General features: G+C 70.7%; 15 protein-coding genes. 10 read left to right on the top strand and 5 right to left on the bottom strand.

All coding sequences use genetic code 11. The annotated features are described in order from the left end of the window. Window positions 1-8 precede the first annotated feature (8 nt). A complete protein-coding gene (locus tag V7004_RS02090) occupies window positions 9-719 on the bottom strand; it encodes an ABC transporter ATP-binding protein (RefSeq protein WP_334141640.1) in 711 nt (236 codons plus the stop codon). Window positions 720-871: 152 nt separating this feature from the next. Here V7004_RS02090 and ppsA point away from each other — a divergent pair, with 152 nt between their 5' ends. From ppsA to V7004_RS02070, 4 genes are all read left to right on the top strand, one after another. Further along, window positions 872-3,223, top strand: coding sequence for a phosphoenolpyruvate synthase (gene ppsA, locus V7004_RS02085; protein WP_334141637.1), 2,352 nt, complete (start codon window positions 872-874; stop codon window positions 3,221-3,223). A 78-nt stretch (window positions 3,224-3,301) separates the two neighbouring features. Continuing rightward, window positions 3,302-3,652, top strand: coding sequence for a hypothetical protein (locus V7004_RS02080; RefSeq protein WP_334141635.1), 351 nt, complete (start codon window positions 3,302-3,304; stop codon window positions 3,650-3,652). Between the two features lie 60 nt (window positions 3,653-3,712). Further along, on the top strand, window positions 3,713-6,871 hold the full coding sequence (locus V7004_RS02075; protein ID WP_334141633.1) for a beta-phosphoglucomutase family hydrolase: 3,159 nt from the start codon (window positions 3,713-3,715) through the stop codon (window positions 6,869-6,871). 84 nt (window positions 6,872-6,955) lie between these two features. Further along, entirely contained in the window at window positions 6,956-7,687 is a 732-nt protein-coding gene (locus V7004_RS02070; protein ID WP_334141631.1) for an alpha/beta hydrolase, read from the top strand. On the opposite strand, the gene V7004_RS02065 is transcribed toward V7004_RS02070, so the two are convergent. Next, window positions 7,684-8,505 carry a DegV family protein gene (locus V7004_RS02065; RefSeq protein ID WP_334141629.1) on the bottom strand — a complete coding sequence of 274 codons (822 nt, stop codon included), beginning with the start codon at window positions 8,503-8,505 and terminating at the stop codon, window positions 7,684-7,686. The genes V7004_RS02070 and V7004_RS02065 overlap by 4 nt on opposite strands. Continuing rightward, window positions 8,502-9,131 carry a glycerol-3-phosphate acyltransferase gene (locus tag V7004_RS02060; protein ID WP_334141627.1) on the bottom strand — a complete coding sequence of 210 codons (630 nt, stop codon included), beginning with the start codon at window positions 9,129-9,131 and terminating at the stop codon, window positions 8,502-8,504. Before V7004_RS02060 ends, V7004_RS02065 begins: the two co-directional genes overlap by 4 nt. A 233-nt stretch (window positions 9,132-9,364) precedes the next feature. Between V7004_RS02060 and V7004_RS02055 the strand changes: the two genes are divergently transcribed. From V7004_RS02055 to V7004_RS02030, 6 genes are all read left to right on the top strand, one after another. Further along, window positions 9,365-9,895, top strand: a complete 531-nt coding sequence (locus V7004_RS02055; RefSeq protein WP_334141625.1) for an RNA polymerase sigma factor — start codon at window positions 9,365-9,367, stop codon at window positions 9,893-9,895. 13 nt (window positions 9,896-9,908) lie between these two features. Continuing rightward, entirely contained in the window at window positions 9,909-10,925 is a 1,017-nt protein-coding gene (locus tag V7004_RS02050; protein ID WP_334141623.1) for a hypothetical protein, read from the top strand. 72 nt (window positions 10,926-10,997) lie between these two features. Further along, window positions 10,998-11,540, top strand: coding sequence for a hypothetical protein (locus V7004_RS02045; RefSeq protein WP_334141621.1), 543 nt, complete (start codon window positions 10,998-11,000; stop codon window positions 11,538-11,540). Further along, window positions 11,537-12,388: a GNAT family N-acetyltransferase gene (locus V7004_RS02040; protein WP_334141619.1), complete on the top strand. Its 852-nt coding sequence runs from the start codon at window positions 11,537-11,539 to the stop codon at window positions 12,386-12,388. The genes V7004_RS02045 and V7004_RS02040 overlap by 4 nt, the downstream gene beginning before the upstream one ends. A 154-nt stretch (window positions 12,389-12,542) precedes the next feature. Further along, entirely contained in the window at window positions 12,543-12,986 is a 444-nt protein-coding gene (locus V7004_RS02035; protein WP_334141617.1) for a hypothetical protein, read from the top strand. 215 nt (window positions 12,987-13,201) lie between these two features. After that, entirely contained in the window at window positions 13,202-14,272 is a 1,071-nt protein-coding gene (locus V7004_RS02030; RefSeq protein ID WP_334141615.1) for a glycosyltransferase family 4 protein, read from the top strand. 71 nt (window positions 14,273-14,343) lie between these two features. Here V7004_RS02030 and V7004_RS02025 read toward each other — a convergent pair whose 3' ends face one another. Both V7004_RS02025 and V7004_RS02020 read right to left on the bottom strand, forming a co-directional pair. Then, window positions 14,344-16,542 (bottom strand): molybdopterin oxidoreductase family protein, encoded by a 2,199-nt coding sequence (locus V7004_RS02025; protein ID WP_334141613.1) that lies wholly within the window; start codon window positions 16,540-16,542, stop codon window positions 14,344-14,346. Further along, window positions 16,539-17,447 (bottom strand): dimethyl sulfoxide reductase anchor subunit family protein (locus V7004_RS02020; protein WP_334141611.1); only part of this gene is annotated, 909 nt, incomplete at its 5' end. The genes V7004_RS02025 and V7004_RS02020, both read right to left, overlap by 4 nt.

Below are 17,447 nucleotides of genomic sequence, written 5' to 3'. Positions count from 1 at the left end.
CCCCGCCGTCACCAGTGCAGCTCGTCCACCGGCCGCCGGCCGCCGGCGGGTGGGCCGTCGCGCTCGACCCGGCCCGCGCTCAGCTCGACGACCCGATCGGCCATGCGGGAGATCTCCCGGTTGTGGGTCACCACCAGCACCGTGCGACCGGCGCGGGCCTGCTCCTGCAGGAGGGCGAGGATCTGCACCCCGGTGCGGTAGTCGAGCTCCCCGGTCGGCTCGTCCGCCAACAGCACGGGGTTGCGGGTGGCGAGCGCCCGGGCGATGGCCACCCGCTGCTGCTCGCCGCCGGAGAGCTGGGCGGGGAAGTGGTGGGCGCGGGCCGAGAGCCCGACCGACTCCAGGACCTCGTGAGCGGTGGACACCCCGTCGGGGACCCCGGCGACGTCTGCGCCGAACCGGACGTTCTCGAAGGCCGTGAGCCCGGGGAACAGGTTGAAGCTCTGGAACACGAAGCTCACCGTCTCCCGCCGGTAGCGGAACAGGTCGCGGGTACGAGCCCGCCGCAGGTCGCGACCGGCGACCCGCACCTCGCCGGCGGTGGCCTGGTCCAGCGCCCCGACCACGTTGAGCAGCGTCGTCTTGCCGCTGCCCGAGGGTCCGAGCACGACCACCAGCTCGCCCTCGTCGACCCGCAGATCCACCTCGTCGAGAGCCTTCACCGTGCCGCCTCCCGTCTCGTAGTGGCGGCACGCGGCGTCGAGCTCGATCGTGCTCATGGGCAGGAGCCTCCGGGGTCGCGACGGTCGGTGGAAGGGCTGGAGGGGACGAACTGGCTCTCCGATTGTCCCCCGCGGCTCAGGACCTTGGACACTGTTGGCACGGTCCCACTCGCCCGTAGGTTCGACGGGGGAAGCAGAAAGGGTTCCAGATGTCGTCTCGTCTGATCACGTGGTTCTCCGAGCTGAGCCTGGCCGACGAGCCGATCGTGGGCGGCAAGGCGGCCAACCTGGGGGAGCTCAGCCGAGCGGGCTTCCCGGTCCCGCCTGGGTTCGCCATCCCCGCCACCGTCTACACCGACGCCATGGAGCGCGGCGGGGTACGCCCCGCCATCCGGGATGTCCTCGGCCGGCTGGAGGTCGACGACCCCGGCGAGTTGGCCGCCGCGTCGAACGCGCTGCGCAAGCTGGTGCACGAAGCCGGCATGCCACCCGAGCTGCGTGAGCAGATCGTCGACGCGTACCGCTCGCTCGGTGAGGACGTTCCGGTGGCGGTGCGCTCGTCGGCCGCCGGTGAGGACAGCGCCGACGCCTCCTTCGCCGGGATGAACGAGACGTTCACCAACGTGTGTGGCGCAGAGGACGTGGTCGATGCCGTGATCCGCTGCTGGGCCTCCGCGTTCGGCGAGCGGGTGATCGCCTACCGGGCCCGGCGAGGGCTGGCATCCGAACCCGCGATCGCGGTGGTGGTGCAACAGATGGTCGCCTCCGACCGTTCGGGGGTCATGTTCTCGGTGGACCCCGCGACCGGCGACCGGTCCCGGCTGATCATCGAGGCTGCCTTCGGGCTGGGGGAGGTGGTGGTGGGCGGGGCCGTCGAGCCCGACACCTACGTCGTGGCTCGCCCGGCGTCGCGCATCCTCGAGGCCCGGGTCGGCCATCAGGCGTTCAAGATCGTGCAGGGTGACGACGGCCGTGACCAGCGGGTCGAGCTGTCCGAGGCAGAAGGGGCGCGGCGGGTGCTCGCCGACGACGAGGTGCTGCGACTGGCGGAGCTGGCGCTGAAGATCGAAGCGCACTACGACGTCCCCCAGGACATCGAGTTCGCCATCGATGCCGACGGCGCGGTGTGGATCGTGCAGTCGCGGCCCATCACCACCATCCCGTCGGGCGAAGCAGGGGCACCGCCCACCGGAGCCACCCCTGCGGGTGCGGTGCTGGTGAAGGGCCTCGGCGCCTCGCCGGGCATCGGGCGGGGTGCGGTGCGGATCCTGCGGTCACCGGAGGAGGGCAAGCGGCTCCAGACCGGCGAGATCCTCGTCGCCCCCATGACCAACCCCGACTGGGTGCCGACCATCCGGCGGGCCTCGGCGATCGTCACCGAGGGCGGCGGCATGACCTGCCACGCGGCGATCGTCAGTCGCGAGCTGGGCATCCCAGCCGTGGTCGGCGCCCGCGGTGCTCTCACCGCCCTGCGGGACGGGGAACCGGTCACCGTCGACGGCTCGTCCGGGCTCGTGTGGGCTGGCGAGGTGGAGCCGACGGCGGCACCGGCGGCTGCGTCGAGCGTCTCGGTCGATCCCACCACCACCCCGGTGTCGCCGACCGTCGCGGAATCGTTGGGCACGGCCCTCTACGTGAACCTGGCGTTCGCCGATCGGGCCGACGCGGTCGCCGCCCAACCGGGGGTGGACGGGGTGGGCCTGCTGCGGGCGGAGTTCCTGCTCACCGACGCGCTCGGCGGCCGCCATCCCAAGGCGCTGCTCGCATCCGGTGGCGAAGCGGAGTTCGTGGAGCGGATGACCGAGACGTTGCTGCGGATCACCCAGCCGTTCGCCCCCCGCCCGGTCGTGTACCGCACCACCGATTTCCGCACCAACGAGTTCCGCAGGCTGGAGGGGGGCGAACGCTACGAGTCCCACGAGGAGAACCCGATGATCGGGTACCGGGGCTGCTACCGCTACATCAAAGACCCGGAGGTGTTCGCGCTGGAGTTGGAGGTCCTGGCCCGGGTGCGGGAGCAGACCCCGAACCTGCACCTGATGATCCCCTTCGTGCGCACCGCCTGGGAGCTGGAGGCCTGCCTGGAGCTGATCGACCGCAGCCCCCTCGGTCGCCAGCGTGGCCTGCGCACCTGGGTGATGGCCGAGGTGCCTTCGGTCGTCTACCGGATCCCCGAGTACGCGGCGATGGGCATCGACGGGGTGTCCATCGGCTCCAACGATCTCACCCAGCTCATGCTCGGCGTCGATCGCGATTCCGAGACCTGCGCGGAGCTGTTCGACGAGAGCGACGCGGCGGTGCTCGACGCCATCCGCCGCATCATCGAGGCGGCCAGCGAGGCAGGCATCACGTCGTCGTTGTGCGGGCAGGCGCCCTCCAACAACCCGGCCTTCGCCGAGCACCTGGTGCGAGCGGGGATCACGTCGATCTCCGTGAACCCCGACGCGGTCGACGCCGCCCGGGCCGCGATCGGCCGCGCCGAGCGGCGACTGCTGCTCGAGGCGTCCCGGGAGCGTCGTCGGGGAGACCGGACGGGTCGAGCACGGCGCGGCGTTCGCTGACCGCGCCAACATGGGTACGGTCCGAGGCGATCTCGACACCGTGCAGAGATGGACGGCAGAGCAGAAGGAGAGACGGCGATGACCGAGACCACCGAGACCAAGTCCCTCGAGGATCGGGTCCACCAGCTGGAAGACCAGGTGCGGCGCCTCAACGAGGAGCTCCTGCAGGGGCAGCTCGACGACTGGAAGGCCCGCATCGACCAACTCGAGGTGCAGATGCGCCTCGGGACGATGGAAGCCCGCGACGAGGTGCGACCCCTGGTGGAGCAGCTGCGCAACAAGTGGCTCGACGCCAAGGAGCAGCTCGACAAGGCACAGAGCGCAGCCGGCGATGCGTTCGTGACGGTGCGCGAAGGGGTCCAACGCGCGGTCAAGGACCTCGGCGACGCGCTCGACGAAGCCGTCAAGCGGCTGGGCGTCAAGGACTGAGCGGCGCCCACCCGGTCCCGGGCACGCCGTGCCGGCTCGTCCCTGCTCCACCGAGGTGTCGTGGTCACCCTGAACCCGGCCGACATCGATGCCATCGTCTTCGACATGGACGGCGTCATCACCGACACCGCCCGGGTGCACGAGGCGGCCTGGAAGCGCCTGTTCGACCAGTACCTCACCACCGAAGCCCCCTCCGGAGCGGATCGCCGACCCTTCGACGGGGAGGACTACCGGCGCTACGTCGACGGCCGGTTACGGGTCGACGGCGTGGAGTCGTTCCTGGCCAGCCGAGGTGTCCGCCTCGAGCGCGGTGAGCCCACCGACCCGGAGACCGCACCGAGCGCGTGGGGGCTGGCCAACCGCAAGAACCGCTACTTCCACGAGGTGCTCGCCACCGAAGGGGTCGACGCGTTCCCGTCCTCGATCGCGCTGGCCCGCGCCGCCCGGCGCTCAGGAGTGCGCACCGCGGTGGTGACGGCCAGCCGCAACCGGGCGGCCGTGCTCGAAGCAGCCGGGGTGAGCCACCTCTTCGACGCGCACGTCGACGGGATCGACATCGCCGAGCTCAACCTGCCCGGCAAGCCCGACCCGGCCACGTTCCTCGAAGCCCTCTGCCGGCTCGACATCGAGCCGGGGCGGGCCGTGGTCATCGAGGACGCGGTGGCCGGGGTCGAAGCCGGCCGCGCCGGTGGCTTCGGTTTCGTGATCGGCGTCGATCGCAGCGGACAGGCCGAGCGGGACCTGATCGCCCACGGTGCGGACGTGGTGGTCGGCGACCTGGACCAGGTGTGCATCACCCCCTGGTACGAGGTGCCGGCGAGGGATGATCCCTGGCACCTCGACTTCGAGGGGTTCGACCCCGGGCAGGAAGGCCATCGGGAAGCGTTGTGCACGGTCGGCAACGGCGTGTTCGGCACCCGCGGAGCCGCGCCCGAGCATGACGCGGGCCGAGGTCACTACCCGGGAACCTACGCCGCGGGGTGCTTCAACCGCTTGCTCTCCGAGCTGCATGGCCGGCGCCTCGAGCACGAGAGCATGGTCAACCTGCCGAACTGGTTGCCGCTCACCTTCCGTCCGAGCGGCGGGCGGTGGCTCGATCTGCACGAGATGGCGATCGAGCGCTATCGGCAACGGCTCGATCTGCGCAGCGGGGTGCTTCACCGGGCGGTGCGGGTGACCGACGGCGAGGGTCGGACCACCACCATCGCCGAGCGCCGTCTGCTCTCGATGGCCGAGCCGAGCATCGGCGCCCTCGAATGGACGATCATCCCGGAGAACTGGTCGGGGGAGATCGAGATCCGTTCCGGCATCGACGGATCGGTGGAGAACCGCAACGTGGCCGACGAGCGGGATCTCGCCGGTCGCCACCTCGAGGTCATCGGCGGTGATGACGAGGGGGAGGTGATCTGGCTCGAGGCGGCGACCGTGCAGTCCCACGTGCGGGTCGCGGTGGCCGCCCGCACGAGAGTGGCGTGCGACGAGGAAGCCATCGAAGCCGAACGGCAGTTGGTCCGCGGGGCCGGGCGGATCGAGCACGAGCTGCGGCTGCCGGTCACCGCCGGCACGGCGGTCACGGTGGAGAAGGTGGTGGGGATCTCGACCTCGTTTGACCATGCCATCTCCGAGCCGGTGAGCGCCGCCCGGACCGCCGTCGGCTGGGCAGGTGGGTTCGACGAGCTCCTCTCGGCCCACGCGATGGCCTGGAGGCACTTGTGGGCTCGCAGCAGGCTCCAGCTCGAAGGCGGCGATGGTGGCGCGGCGAGGGCGCTGAACCTCCACGTGTTCCACGTCCTGCAGACGCTGTCGCCGAGGATCGTCGACCGCGATGTCGGGGTCCCCGCCAGGGGGCTGCATGGTGAGGCGTACCACGGGCACATCTTCTGGGACGAGCTGCTGGTGGTCCCGCTGCTCACCATGCGGTTCCCCGAGCTCAGCCGGGAGCTGCTGCTGTACCGGTGGCGTCGCCTCGACGCCGCCCGCCGGCTGGCGAGGGAGGAGGGCCGCCGGGGAGCGAGGTATCCGTGGCAGAGCGGCAGCGAGGGTCGGGAGGAGACCCCGACCATGCTGTTCAACCCACTCTCGCAGCGCTGGATGCCCGACAACTCCCGCCTGCAGCGCCATGTCGGTCTGGCCATCGCGTACAACATCTGGGGTTACTTCCAGGTGACCGGGGACAAGGACTTCCTGGCTGCCTACGGCGCCGAGATGCTCATCGAGATCGCGCGGTACTTCGCGGACCTGGCCACCTTCGATGACGGCGACGGGCGGTTCCACATCCGGGGGGTGATGGGGCCCGACGAGTTCCATGACGGGTATCCCGACCGTCCGGGATCCGGTGTCGACGACAACGCCTACACCAACGTGATGGTGTCGTGGCTCCTACGCCGAGCAATCGAGGTCCACGAGTTGTTGAGCCGCAACTCTGCCGGTGAGCTGTGGGAACGGCTCCACCTACGCGACGACGAGCTGGCGCGCTGGGACCAGGTGAGTCGCAGCCTGCACGTGCCTTTCCTCCACGGGGGCATCCCCGCACAGTTCGAGGGCTACGGCGAGCTGGAGGAGCTCGACTGGGACCGTTACCGGGCGCTCTACCGCAACATCGGCCGCCTGGACCTCATCCTCGAGGCGGAGGGCGATTCGCCGAACTGCTACCAGGCATCCAAGCAGGCCGACGTGCTCATGCTCTTCTACCTGTTCTCCGCGGAGCAGCTCGACGACCTGTTCCGGCACCTCGGGTACCCCTTCGACCCGCAGGCCATCCCCCGCACGATCGACTACTACCTCGAGCGGACCTCCAACGGGTCGACGCTCAGCCGGGTGGCCCACGCCTGGGTGCTCTCCCGCTCCGACCGGGAGCGATCGTGGGAGGTGTTCCTCGAGGCGCTCGCCAGCGACCTCGACATGCAGGACGGCACCACCCGGGAGGGCATCCACCTCGGGGCGATGGCCGGCACGATCGACCTCGTGCAGCGCTGCTACACGGGTCTCGAGATCCGCGACGGGGTCCTGCGCTTCAACCCCCGGCTCCCTGCCGAGCTGAAGTCGCTCTCGTTCCCGATCCATGTCCGCGGGCACTGGCTCGACGTGCACGTCACTCCGGCGAGGCTCCGGATCGAAGCCCGCCGCTCGACCGCACCCGCGCTGCGGATCGGGGTGGTGGATCGCGAGGCGACCTTGGCCGGGGGTGAGATCCTCGCCGTCGATCTTCCGGGCCAGTAGCCCCGTCCCGTCGGCGCCGGCGCCCGTCTGACGAGCAGGCACCGCTCTCCCTACACTGCGCAGCACCCACGGCCAGGAGGAGCAGTGCCGACACCCAGCCTGATCACCGCCGACGGCGTCGCCTTGGCCGCTCGCCGCTGGCTGACCGACACCACCCCCCGAGGCGCGGTGGTCCTGGTCCACGGCTTCAGCGCCCACCGGGACCATCCCGAGGTGGTCGCCACCGCGGAAGCCCTCCACCAGCGGGAGCTCGACGTGGTCACCTACGACGCCCGGGGGCACGGCGGATCAGGTGGCCATTCGACGCTCGGCGATCTCGAGGCCCACGACGTGGCCGCGGCCGTGGAGCTGGCCGCCTCCCGCGCTGATCAGGTCGTGCTGGTCGGGGCCTCGATGGGGGCCATCGCCGCGCTGCGGTACGCGAGCACCGACCCGTCGCTGGCGGGCGTGGTGGCGGTGAGCTGCCCCGCCCGGTGGCGGCTGCCCCGGAGTGCCGCTGGGTTGGCTTCCGCCCTGCTCACCCGCACGATCCCTGGCCGGCTGCTCGCCGATCGCCTGATGCGGGTGCGCATCGCCCCCCGGTGGACCAACCCGCTTCCGCCGGTGGAGCTCGTGTCCCTGCTCGCCTCGCCGCTGGTCGTCGTGCACGGTGAAGCCGACCGCTTCATCAGCTCGACCGACGCCCACGAGTTGTCCGCCGCGGCTCGCCAACCGTGCCGCTTGGAGCTCGTCGCGGGGATGGGCCACGCGTTCGGGCCGCAGGCCACGCCCACCATCGTGGGCGCGGTGGAGTGGATCCTGAGCGAGTCCGACTAAGCGGGTTCCCACCACCAGGCCAGCCCGGCGAGGCCGGGGCCGGTGTGGACCACCATCACCGACCCGAACTCGCTCACGAACGAGGTGGCGGGCTGCAGGTCCCGCACCTGCTCGAGCAGCCGGTGTCCGTCGTCGGGGGCCAGCGCGTGCAATGCCGCCACGTGGAGCCGGTGCCCGGGGCTCGCACCCCGCCGGCACAGGGACACGATCCGGTCGAGCGCGGCCTGCCGGCTCATGGCCGGGCGGAGCCGGTGCACCTCGCCCCGGCGGAACTCGAACAGGGGGTTGATGCCGAGCCGGTCGCCTGCCCACCCGGCGATTCCCGGCACCCGACCACTGCGGGCCAGGTGTTCCAGCGAGGGGATCGTGGCCACCAACCGCACCGCCTCCCGGGCTCGCTCTGCGGCCGCGGCGACCTGGGTGAGGGCGAGACCTCGCTCGGCGGCCTCGGCCGCGGCCAGCACCACGAGCGCCTCCGCCCCGGCGGCAGTGGTGGAGTCCACCACCCGGACCGGCACGTCGAGGCTGCCCGCGGCGATGACCGCCGCCTGGTGGGTGCTGCTCATGGACGAGGCGATGGTCACCACCAGCACGCCGTCACTCGATCGCCGCCGCTCGATCGCCTCGATGAACTCACCCGGTGACGGCCCCGAGGTGGTGACACCGGTGGCGGCGACCAGCTCTTCGAGGGTCCGCTCGCCTTCGCGCACTCGCTCGCCGCCGACCTGGAGCCACATCGGCACCACCGTGATCCGGTGGCGTTCGGCGAGTGCTGGTGGGAGGGCCGTGGCGCTGTCGGTGACGATGCCGACGGTCATCGTGGCCGCCGTGGAGTCAGTTGCCCTGGCGGCTCGTCTCGGTCGAAGACCAGGCGCCGGAGGTAGGTCGCCGCGGTTCGCTCGGCTGGCGCTCGGTTGCCCGCGAGTCGCTTGACGAGCATGGGGATGAGTACCGCGGCCGCCGCGAGCGCCCCGGCCGATCCTCGGGTCATGGTCGCGAGTGGTACCAGGGCCAGGTCGGCGACGAAGCAGACTGCGCCGGTCTGCCGCGCCAGGCGGCCGATGGCGAGCCCGGCGAGCAGCAGCACCGCCCCCGGCCAGGCGGTCACGGCCAGCGCCCCCATGGCCGGGGAGATCCCACGGCCGCCTGCCCAGCGCAGGAAGGGCGACCAGTTGTGCCCGGCGACCGCCGCACCACCGGCCAGCGCGGCCAGGGTCGGCGATCGGGCCGCGAGGAGCGGTCCGGCGGCTCCCTTGCCCACGTCCAGCACCCCGGCGATGGCCAGGGGCCAGAAGCCGGCAACCCGGTACAGGCCGGTCCCCGAGACCGTGCCGGTGCCCACCAGGCGCAGATCAGCTCCCCGGGTGAGGCGCGCCGCGAGCTGGGCGAACGGCACCGCGCCCACCAGGTAGGCGACGAGCAGGGCCAAGCCGGCCTGCGTCATGCCCATGACGCTACGCAAGTCTGGGCGGTGTCGCAGCGTCAGGGATCACGTCGGATTGCCGGCAGCTCGGTTCCGGAGCCGACGGCCGCTTCACTTCGACTCCTCGGGCGCCGATGGATGGTGATGCGCCACGCTATGGTCGCCGCCGGCGGGAGGAGGCGTTGAGCGACCCGGGCGCGGGCCGAGTCGCCGGATCGGGCTGACGGGTGCGTGGACGCGACGAGCAGGAGGCGGTGTCACAGCCGCAGGATCTGGGCTCCTTCGATGAGCTTTATTCGGCCTACTTCCGGTCCTTGTACCGCTACGTGGCCCGCCGCGTCGGCCCGGACCACGCGGAGGAGTTGACGGCGGAGGTCTTCGCCCAGGCCTGGATCCGGCGGGACCGGTTCGATCCGTCCCTGGGGTCGCCCTCGACCTGGCTGTTCGCCATCGCCACGAACCTCGTCCGGCGGCACCGCCGCACCGAGGAGCGCAAGCTGCGAGCGCTGGCCCGCTGGCACCAGCCGGCCTTCGCGCCCAGCGGTGAGCGGGAGGTGCTGGATGGGGTCGCGGCTCGGGACGTGTGGCCGCAGGTCGCAGCTGCTCTGCTGGAGGTCGGACCCACGGATCGTGATTGCATCTACCTGTATGCAGTGGTCGGGCTCGGCTATGCTGAGATTGCTACAACCTTGTCGCTACCAATCGGTACAGTGAGGTCAAGGATCAACCGAGTTCGAGGGAAGTTGCGAAGGGCGGTCCAGGGCATCTTGGACCTGCAGGGCTGAGCGAGGCGCACCGATGGACGAGCTGGACGTGTTGGAGTGGTTCGAGGCGCCGGTGGGAACGCCCGACCGCGACACCGCCGAGCGCGTGCGGGCCCGGGCCCTGGCCCGGATCGCCGAGCTGGACCCGCAGTTGCGACCCACCCGGAGACTCGACCCCGTGGCGATGTCCGGGTCGCAGCCGCCGGTCATCGACCTCACGCTCGACCGACCCGATGAGCAGCCCGCAGCAGGCGACCGGGGCTCGCGCCGCCGGTCGCCGAGACTCGTGGTGGCCGTCGGAGGGGCGCTGGCGCTCCTGCTGGCCGTCGCGGCGGTCGCCATCGGCCACCGGGAGCGCACCCAGGAGGTGCGCTCCCGCCTTCCCGACCGCTCGACGGCAGACCTGGTGCGCCTCGCCGGTTCGCATCCCGATCACACGATCGGCGAGGGTGAGACCCTGTTCCGCCGGATGATCCTCGGGCGCCCGGACTCACCCGGTGAGATCGAGGTCCGTGACGCGTGGATCCTGCCCTGGGGCGAGAGCTTCGATGAGGTCCGGTGGGTCAGCTCCCTCGATGCCGAGCCACCGGTGCCGCCCGAGACGCCCGGCGAGGCCATGAAGAACGTGGGGCCGTTCGCGGGGTACTCCTACGAGCAGGTCCGGGCTCTGCCCGTGACCGTTCGGGAGCTCGAAGACTACGTGTCGCGAACGCACGCGGATCCGCCGGGCTCGGATGACGCGGTGATGGCCCTGGCCGAGGTCGCCTCCGCGCCGATCACCCCGCCCGCGGTGCGGGCTGCCGCCGTCGACTCCATCCTGCGGCACGGCCGGCTGGCGGGTGAGTCGACCGACCCGCTCGGGCGGCGGGGCCTGCTGTTCCTCGGGGGTGATCCTGAGTCCGCCGAAGGGCCGAGAGGGTGGGCGGTCCTCGTCGACCCGGTCTCGGGCCTGCCGTTGACGGTGGCCGTCCGCGTCCCGACCCTTCCCGAGTTCTCCTGGGACCAGGTGGGCTGGATGGCCTACGCGCTCCAAGAGGTCCGATCGACCTAGGAACCGGCTGGCCCCTCCGGGCAATACCCCTGAGGAGGACGACCTCTGAGGGGAACGGCACGGAGGGTTCCGATGCGATCGACAACAGCACTGCCAGCAGCGCTCGCCCTGCTGGGCCCGGCGGCCATCGTGCTCGCCGATCAGCCCCCCGGCGGTGCGGCGGGTCCTGCCGACGAGCGCTACTGCCGGGTCGAGATCCAGACCCGGGCAGACGTCGAAGCCGGCAAGGTGGCCGAACCGGTGTGCTTCGACACTTTCGCCAAGCTGCTGTCCTCACTCGGGGTCGCTCCCGGTGTCGCGGTGGCGGACAGTCCGGCGGCGATGGCGGCCGAGTCATGGCCGAGCAACGCCCTCGCGGCGCACTACGAGGGCCTGGGCGGTAGCGGCTCGTACATCGTGGTGGTGGGCAACGACTGCACTGGTGGTGGGCTCAATCTGTCCCCGGACTGGAACGACCGCATCCGCTCCACCCGCCATCTGCGCTGCGGCACGATCAAGCACTGGCGTGACTGGGGCCTGCAGGGGCCAGCGGAGACGACCAGCGGAAGCTACGGCACGATCCGCAACCTCACGACGCTCGATCAGCAGGTCACGTCGATCCAGTACTACGCATGAACCGGGCAGCAGTTGCGAACCGGGTGGATGCGCCACCGGCGCCGACGTTCGCCGAGCTCTGCTCGGTCATCTCGACCGAGCTGTGGGTGGACCTGAGCCACGCGACCGAAGAGACGCTGCTGGTCGATGACCTGGGCCTGGATTCGCTGGCCCTGGTGGAGCTGGTCATCGTGGCCGAACGCTGGAGTACCGAGCCATGGCCCGAGGATCTCATCGCCAGCCTCCGCACCCTGGGCGACGTGTACCACCAGGTGTGCAGCGGTGCCGGGCTCGGTCTGGCCCCGGGCACCCCGCGCGGCCGTCTCGAGGGGCCCGACGTGCGGCTACGGCCGGTGATGGTCGAGGACGAGCCCTATCTCGCCGCGCTGCACGTGTGGGGCGATGCCCTGGTGCGATTCCGTTTGCGGGGTCGGACCCCGAGCCCAGAGGGCATGCGGCGGCTGCTCTGGGAGGAGATCCTGGCCCAGTTCATCGTCACCTGTCGGGACGGGCGGCGTGTCGGGGTGGTCTCCGCGTTCGAGCTCGACGCCCGCAACCGAACGGTCCACTTGGCAGTCATCGAGGACCCTGAGTGGGTGGGCAGCGGGCTCGCGCTCGAAGGCGTGGCGGTGTTCCTGAGCTACCTCTTCGCGCAGTTCGATCTGCGCAAGGTCTACGCCGAGTGCCTCGCTGACAACTACGCAGCCTTTGCCAGCGGTGCCGGCCGGTTGTTCGATGTCGAGGGCCGCCTGCGTGAGCACGAGTACGTCGACGGCCGGTACGAGGACGTCTACCTCCTCGCCGTCGAGCGGTCGAAGTGGGCGGTGCAGCATCGACGCCTCTTTGGCGACGACGCGCCTTGGAGCTGATCGCCGGACAAGAAATCGGGAACCGATCGCTTGCTGCGGGCAATACGAGTTTGACGGCGTCGAGCCGCCAGCCGTTGCTGGTGGCCGCGGTGTCATCACATGGGAGATCCGTGATGGGAGGTCCGTGATGGTCGGAGTCCGTACCCGGGGTGAAGTGCGCACGTCGCAGCTGGCGCCTCGCGAGCTGTTCTCGGTGGAGCGGCTGTCGATGCTCGGCTCGCTTCGTGAGCTTGGTCGCTGCAGCTTCAGTGACGAGATCGAAGCGGCCCCGGCGGCCGATGTGGAGACGGCGCTGCTGTTCGTACAACCGGACGTCAGCCGGTGCGACTTCCACCAGGGCCCGTGGGCCGAGGCGATGGACGTCGCGATTGAGCTCTGGGCCGATTTCGACGGCGTCGACTGGACCAGTGAGGCGCTCAAGGTCGCGATCGCCCGTCGCTGTCCCGACCCCTGGCTGGCGACGTGCGTGGCGTCGTTCATCTGGGAGCCGCTGGTGCGGGATCCCTACGCGGGAAATCCCTTCGACGGGAATCACCGCTACTGCGTGCTGCGTTCCCTGGGGGTGGAACGGGCCCTCATGCTGTCCGAGCCCTGGTGAGGGTGCCGGCCCGGGCGTGCGGTGACACCGGGTGACCGGGCCGGCCGGGCCGCTGGGGCGGTGCGCTCCGCGGGGCGTTCGCAGGCCCGCTTTGGCGCGGGCAGGATGCCCTTGGTAGATGATCGGGCAGTGCCGGCTCCGCCGCCTCCGGCGCGCCGGGAAGCGCAACGAGGGAGACCGAACCGCAGCGTACGTGACGTTCCGATCAGGAGGTGATGCTCGTGAGGGTTGCGGTCATCGCTCCACCGTGGCTGGCCGTGCCGCCCAGCGGCTACGGGGGTACCGAGTTGGTGCTCGATGTGCTCTGTCGAGGCCTCCAGGAACAGGGTCACGAGGTGTTGCTGTGCACGACCGGTGACAGCACCTGCCCCGTGGAGCGGCACTGGGTGTTTGAACGCTCGCTCGGCACCACCGCCATCAGCCCCGCGGCCGAGCTGCACCACGTGATCGAGGCGTACGACGCGGCCGCCGCCTGGCGAGCGGACATCGTGCACGACCACACCATCACCGGCCTGGCCTGGGGGGAGGCGTTCCCGACCCTGCCGGTGGTCACCACCAACCACGGTCCGTTCGAGGGCGACCTGGCCGCCGTGCTGCGCCGGGTCGGCGGTCGGGTGCCGATCATCGCCATCTCCCACCACCAGGCGTCGACCGCGGGGACCATCCCCATCGGCGCGGTGATTCACCACGGGATCGACCTCTCGCGCTGTGACGTCGGCGACGGCCGCGGTGGGTATGCGCTCTTCCTGGGTCGGATGAGCCCGGACAAGGGGGTCACCACCGCCATCACGGTCGCTCGCCGGGCGGGTGTACCCCTCAAGATCGCGGCGAAGATGCAGGAGCGGGCCGAGCTCGACTACTTCGCCGAACGGGTGCGTCCGATGCTCGGTGGGGATATCGAGTACGTGGGTGAGGTGGGCCCGGTTACCAAAGCGCAGCTCCTGAGAGATGCCCTCTGCCTGCTCAACCCCATCGCCTGGGCGGAGCCGTTCGGGATGGTGATGATCGAGGCCCTGGCTCACGGCACCCCCGTGGTGGCGACCCCGTTCGGCTCCGCCCCGGAGATCATCGATGATGGGCGGACCGGCTTCCTCCGCAACGACGAGGATTCGTTGCTGCGGGCGCTCGAACGGGTCCCTGAGCTGGATCGGACCGCGTGTCGGCGGGCGGCCGAGGAACGGTTCTCGATGTCGCGCATGGCCGCAGAGCACATCACGTTCTACGACGCGCAGCTTGAGCGTCGTGGACCCTCACTCCTCAGCGCCCGAGTCACGGCCGATCGCTGACCGGTCGCTGGGGGTGCCACCGACGGTGCCGCCGGCCACGGTGGTGCGCCGTTCGCTAGACCCGGTGCGGATCACCTTCGTCGCACCTCGACCGCGCAGTGCTTGTAGCCGGGCTGGCGGGAGTGGGGGTCGAAGACGGGGAAGGTGAGCTGGTTGGTCGATGCGTCGTGCATGGGGACGAACACCTCCCCGCGGCGCATGGTCGGGGTGAGCAGAGCGGTCGCCTCCATCGAGCCGCGCGCTGATCGCACCTCCACTCGATCACCGGAGCTGAGTCCACGGGTCGCGGCGTCGTCGGGGTGGATCTCGACGACCGGGCCTCGGGGAGCCAACGACCGCAGCGCTGGGGCGCGCGACGTGCGGGTTCCGGTGTGCCACTGCGCGGAGGACCCGCGACCGGTCAGCAACACCAGCGGGTGAGACGGCGAGGGGAGCTCAGGTGGAGGGGTGGGGTTGCCGACGACGAAGCGTGCCCGGCCATCAGTGGTGTGGAATCGGCCGTCCTCGAACAGTCGCCGCTCGATCTCTCCGGGTCGCGGCCGCTCGTCGCCCTCAGGCCAGGGCCATTGCACCGCCCCGGTGTCGACATGTTCCCATCCTCGAACGCCGGTGATGTCGCAGGGCATCCCCGCGGTGAGGCGTTGCAGGAGCCGGAACGCCGCTTCGGGAGAGGTCCAGGGCGCGACGAGGTCTGCGCAGCCGGCCGCCGCGGCGATGGCCTTGAAGATCCAGAAGTCCGCCAGCGCCTGCCCGGGTGCCTGGCGGACTCGCTTGACCAGACCTAGGCGGCGCTCGCTGTTGATGAAGGTGCCTTCCTTCTCCCCCCACCCGGCAGCCGGCAACACCAGGTGCGCGTGCTGAGCCGTCTCCGTGTCGGCGTAGAGGTCCTGCACGACGAGGAAGTCGAGACGGTCGAGCAGCTCGCGGGCGTCGGACTGGTTGATCCAGGAGTGTGCGGTGTTGGTGGCGATCACCCACAGCCCTCGGATCGCACCGGAGGCGATCCCTTCCATGATGTGGTCGTAGGGCCAGCTCGGCTCGCTCGGCAGCACGGACTCGTCGATCGAGAGGGCCTCGGCCACCGCGGCACGGTGCTCGGGGTTCCCGAAGTCTCGACCGCCGAAGAGGCTTGCCGTGTTCGCGAAGAGTCTCGATCCCATGGCGTTGCACTGACCGGTGATCGAGTTGGCCCCGGTGCCTGGCTTGCCGATGTTGCCGGTGAGCAGTGCCAGCGCGATCAGGGCCTGTGCGGTACGTACGCCTTGATGGGACTGGTTCACGCCCATCGTCCACCAGATCGACACCGCCCGACCGGTGCCGATGAGATGGGCCAGCTCCTCGATCCGCTCGACCTCGAGCTCGCAGGTTCGGGCCACCACCGATGGGGCGAACCGCCGGACGTGAGCGGCGTAGTCATCGAACCCCGAGGTGTGCGCTTCCACGAACCGCTGGTCGACCATCCCGTCGCGGATCAGGATGTGCCCGACTGCGTAGGCCAGGTCCAGGTCGGTCTTGGGTCGCAGCGGGAGGTGATGCGTTGCAGCCATCGCGGTTTCCGTGCGCCGAGGATCGACCACAACGATGGCGGGATGGTGGGGGTTGCGCAGCGCTCGCTCCCACAGGATCGGATGTGCGATCGCCGGGTTTGCACCCCAGAACACGATCACGTCACCGCGCTCGAGATCGGCATAGGTGTAGGGGGGCGCGTCGAAGCCGAAGCACTGCTTGTAGGCCACGACCGCTGAGGCCATGCACTGGCGGGTGTTGCCGTCCCCGTGCCGGATACCGAGCCCGCTTCGCGCCAGCAGACCCAACAGGGCGATCTCCTCGCTGGGGATCTGACCGGTCGACAGGAAGGCGACGCTGTCGGGGCCGTGTGTGGCCTGCACCGCTCGTATCCCCGACACGAAGGCGTCGATGGCTTCCGGCCAGGTCACCGGTACGAGCCGCCCGGCGGCATTGCGACGCATCGGTGCTGTGGCCCGATCGCCCGCTTCCATTGGCGCCAGCAGTTCCCAGCCTTTCGGGCACGCGGACCCTCGGTTCACGGGATGGTCCGGCGAAGGCGTGATCGCCACCGCGATGCCTGCTTGCAGATGCACGTCGAGCGCGCAGCCGACCGAGCAGAACCCGCACACGCTGCGGGTGAGCTGGTCCGGTATCCGGTCGGCTGGGACCTGTCCGAGGTCGAACCCGCCTGCTCGTCGGGCGAGCCGGGAGGTGAGCGGGCCCTCGGTCTGCAGGGGTATGAGCCGGTCGAACACGCTCATGCTCCTCCAGCGGGCAGCCGGGGCCCGACACTGGTGCGGAAGAACAAGTGTCGTTCGAGCAGCTCCGCGCAGATGGCGGTCGCCGCCGACACGGCGCTCAAGGTGGCCGCGCCCGCGGAGCCTCTCGGCTCCGACGAGGCGAGGGCCAGGGTGGCGGGAACCAGGAGCAGCACCATCATCGTGAGCAGCAACCGCGCCGTCGACGGCCCGTCGAGTGGACCTCGCAGGAGGGAGCCGCGAAGCACCAGCGGATCGTCCCGGTCGCCACGCCGACGCCGGGCCTGCCAGTGGGTGAGCGCTGCCGCCGATGCGCCGGCCACGCCGAGGGCGCCGGCTCCGGTGAGCAGAGTCGGGTCGCCTCCGTCGACCGCGACCACGGTGAGCACCGATAGCGAGCCACCCAATAGAGATGTGAGCGCGAACCGGGCGGTGGTGCGGGCCGCCGACCATGACCGCCTCCCGGTCGCGGCGTACACCATCACCGAGGTGGCAACTCCGGCTAGCCCTGTACTCGCAGCCCCACCGCCGAGGGCGAGCGACAGCGCTCGAGGCGCGCCGGCCAGGATCGCCATCGCGTAGAAGGCCGAGAGCAGCACGAAGAGCCCGAACGCCACGATCTCTCTGCTCAGCCACGAGTGCGAGAATCCTCGGACCGCTCGCCACGCGTACCTCGGACGACCCAGGTGGGCGAGGGAAGCGGTGAGGGCCACGGCAGCGGTCCCGAGTGCCGGGGTCGCCAGCGCGCCGCTGCGGCTGACGGCGGTGGGTGCGACCAGCTCGATCAGCCAGCCGAGGGTGACCGAGCCCACGGCGACCTGGGTCAGCACGAGCATCACGACCAGGGGGGTGTGGCCGTGGGCGGGCCGAAGGGCACCGTTGTCGGCCGGTCGCGCGCCCTGGGGGAG

This window comes from Rhabdothermincola sp. (assembly GCF_036846205.1).
In the GTDB taxonomy this organism is placed as follows: domain Bacteria; phylum Actinomycetota; class Acidimicrobiia; order Acidimicrobiales; family Acidimicrobilacustridaceae; genus Rhabdothermincola.
This window is presented reverse-complemented; position numbering and strand designations above follow the sequence as displayed.

What these genes read in the sequence shown, in the direction of transcription:
- V7004_RS02080 (WP_334141635.1), top strand. Translation starts at nt 3,302, where the DNA reads ATGACCGAGACCACCGAGACCAAGTCCCTCGAGGATCGGGTCCACCAG.
- V7004_RS02065 (WP_334141629.1), bottom strand. Translation starts at nt 8,505, where the DNA reads ATGACCGTCGGCATCGTCACCGACAGCGCCACGGCCCTCCCACCAGCA.
- ppsA (WP_334141637.1), top strand. Translation starts at nt 872, where the DNA reads ATGTCGTCTCGTCTGATCACGTGGTTCTCCGAGCTGAGCCTGGCCGAC.
- V7004_RS02025 (WP_334141613.1), bottom strand. Translation starts at nt 16,542, where the DNA reads ATGAGCGTGTTCGACCGGCTCATACCCCTGCAGACCGAGGGCCCGCTC.
- V7004_RS02030 (WP_334141615.1), top strand. Translation starts at nt 13,202, where the DNA reads ATGCTCGTGAGGGTTGCGGTCATCGCTCCACCGTGGCTGGCCGTGCCG.
- V7004_RS02090 (WP_334141640.1), bottom strand. Translation starts at nt 719, where the DNA reads ATGAGCACGATCGAGCTCGACGCCGCGTGCCGCCACTACGAGACGGGA.
- V7004_RS02050 (WP_334141623.1), top strand. Translation starts at nt 9,909, where the DNA reads ATGGACGAGCTGGACGTGTTGGAGTGGTTCGAGGCGCCGGTGGGAACG.
- V7004_RS02060 (WP_334141627.1), bottom strand. Translation starts at nt 9,131, where the DNA reads ATGACGCAGGCCGGCTTGGCCCTGCTCGTCGCCTACCTGGTGGGCGCG.
- V7004_RS02040 (WP_334141619.1), top strand. Translation starts at nt 11,537, where the DNA reads ATGAACCGGGCAGCAGTTGCGAACCGGGTGGATGCGCCACCGGCGCCG.
- V7004_RS02045 (WP_334141621.1), top strand. Translation starts at nt 10,998, where the DNA reads ATGCGATCGACAACAGCACTGCCAGCAGCGCTCGCCCTGCTGGGCCCG.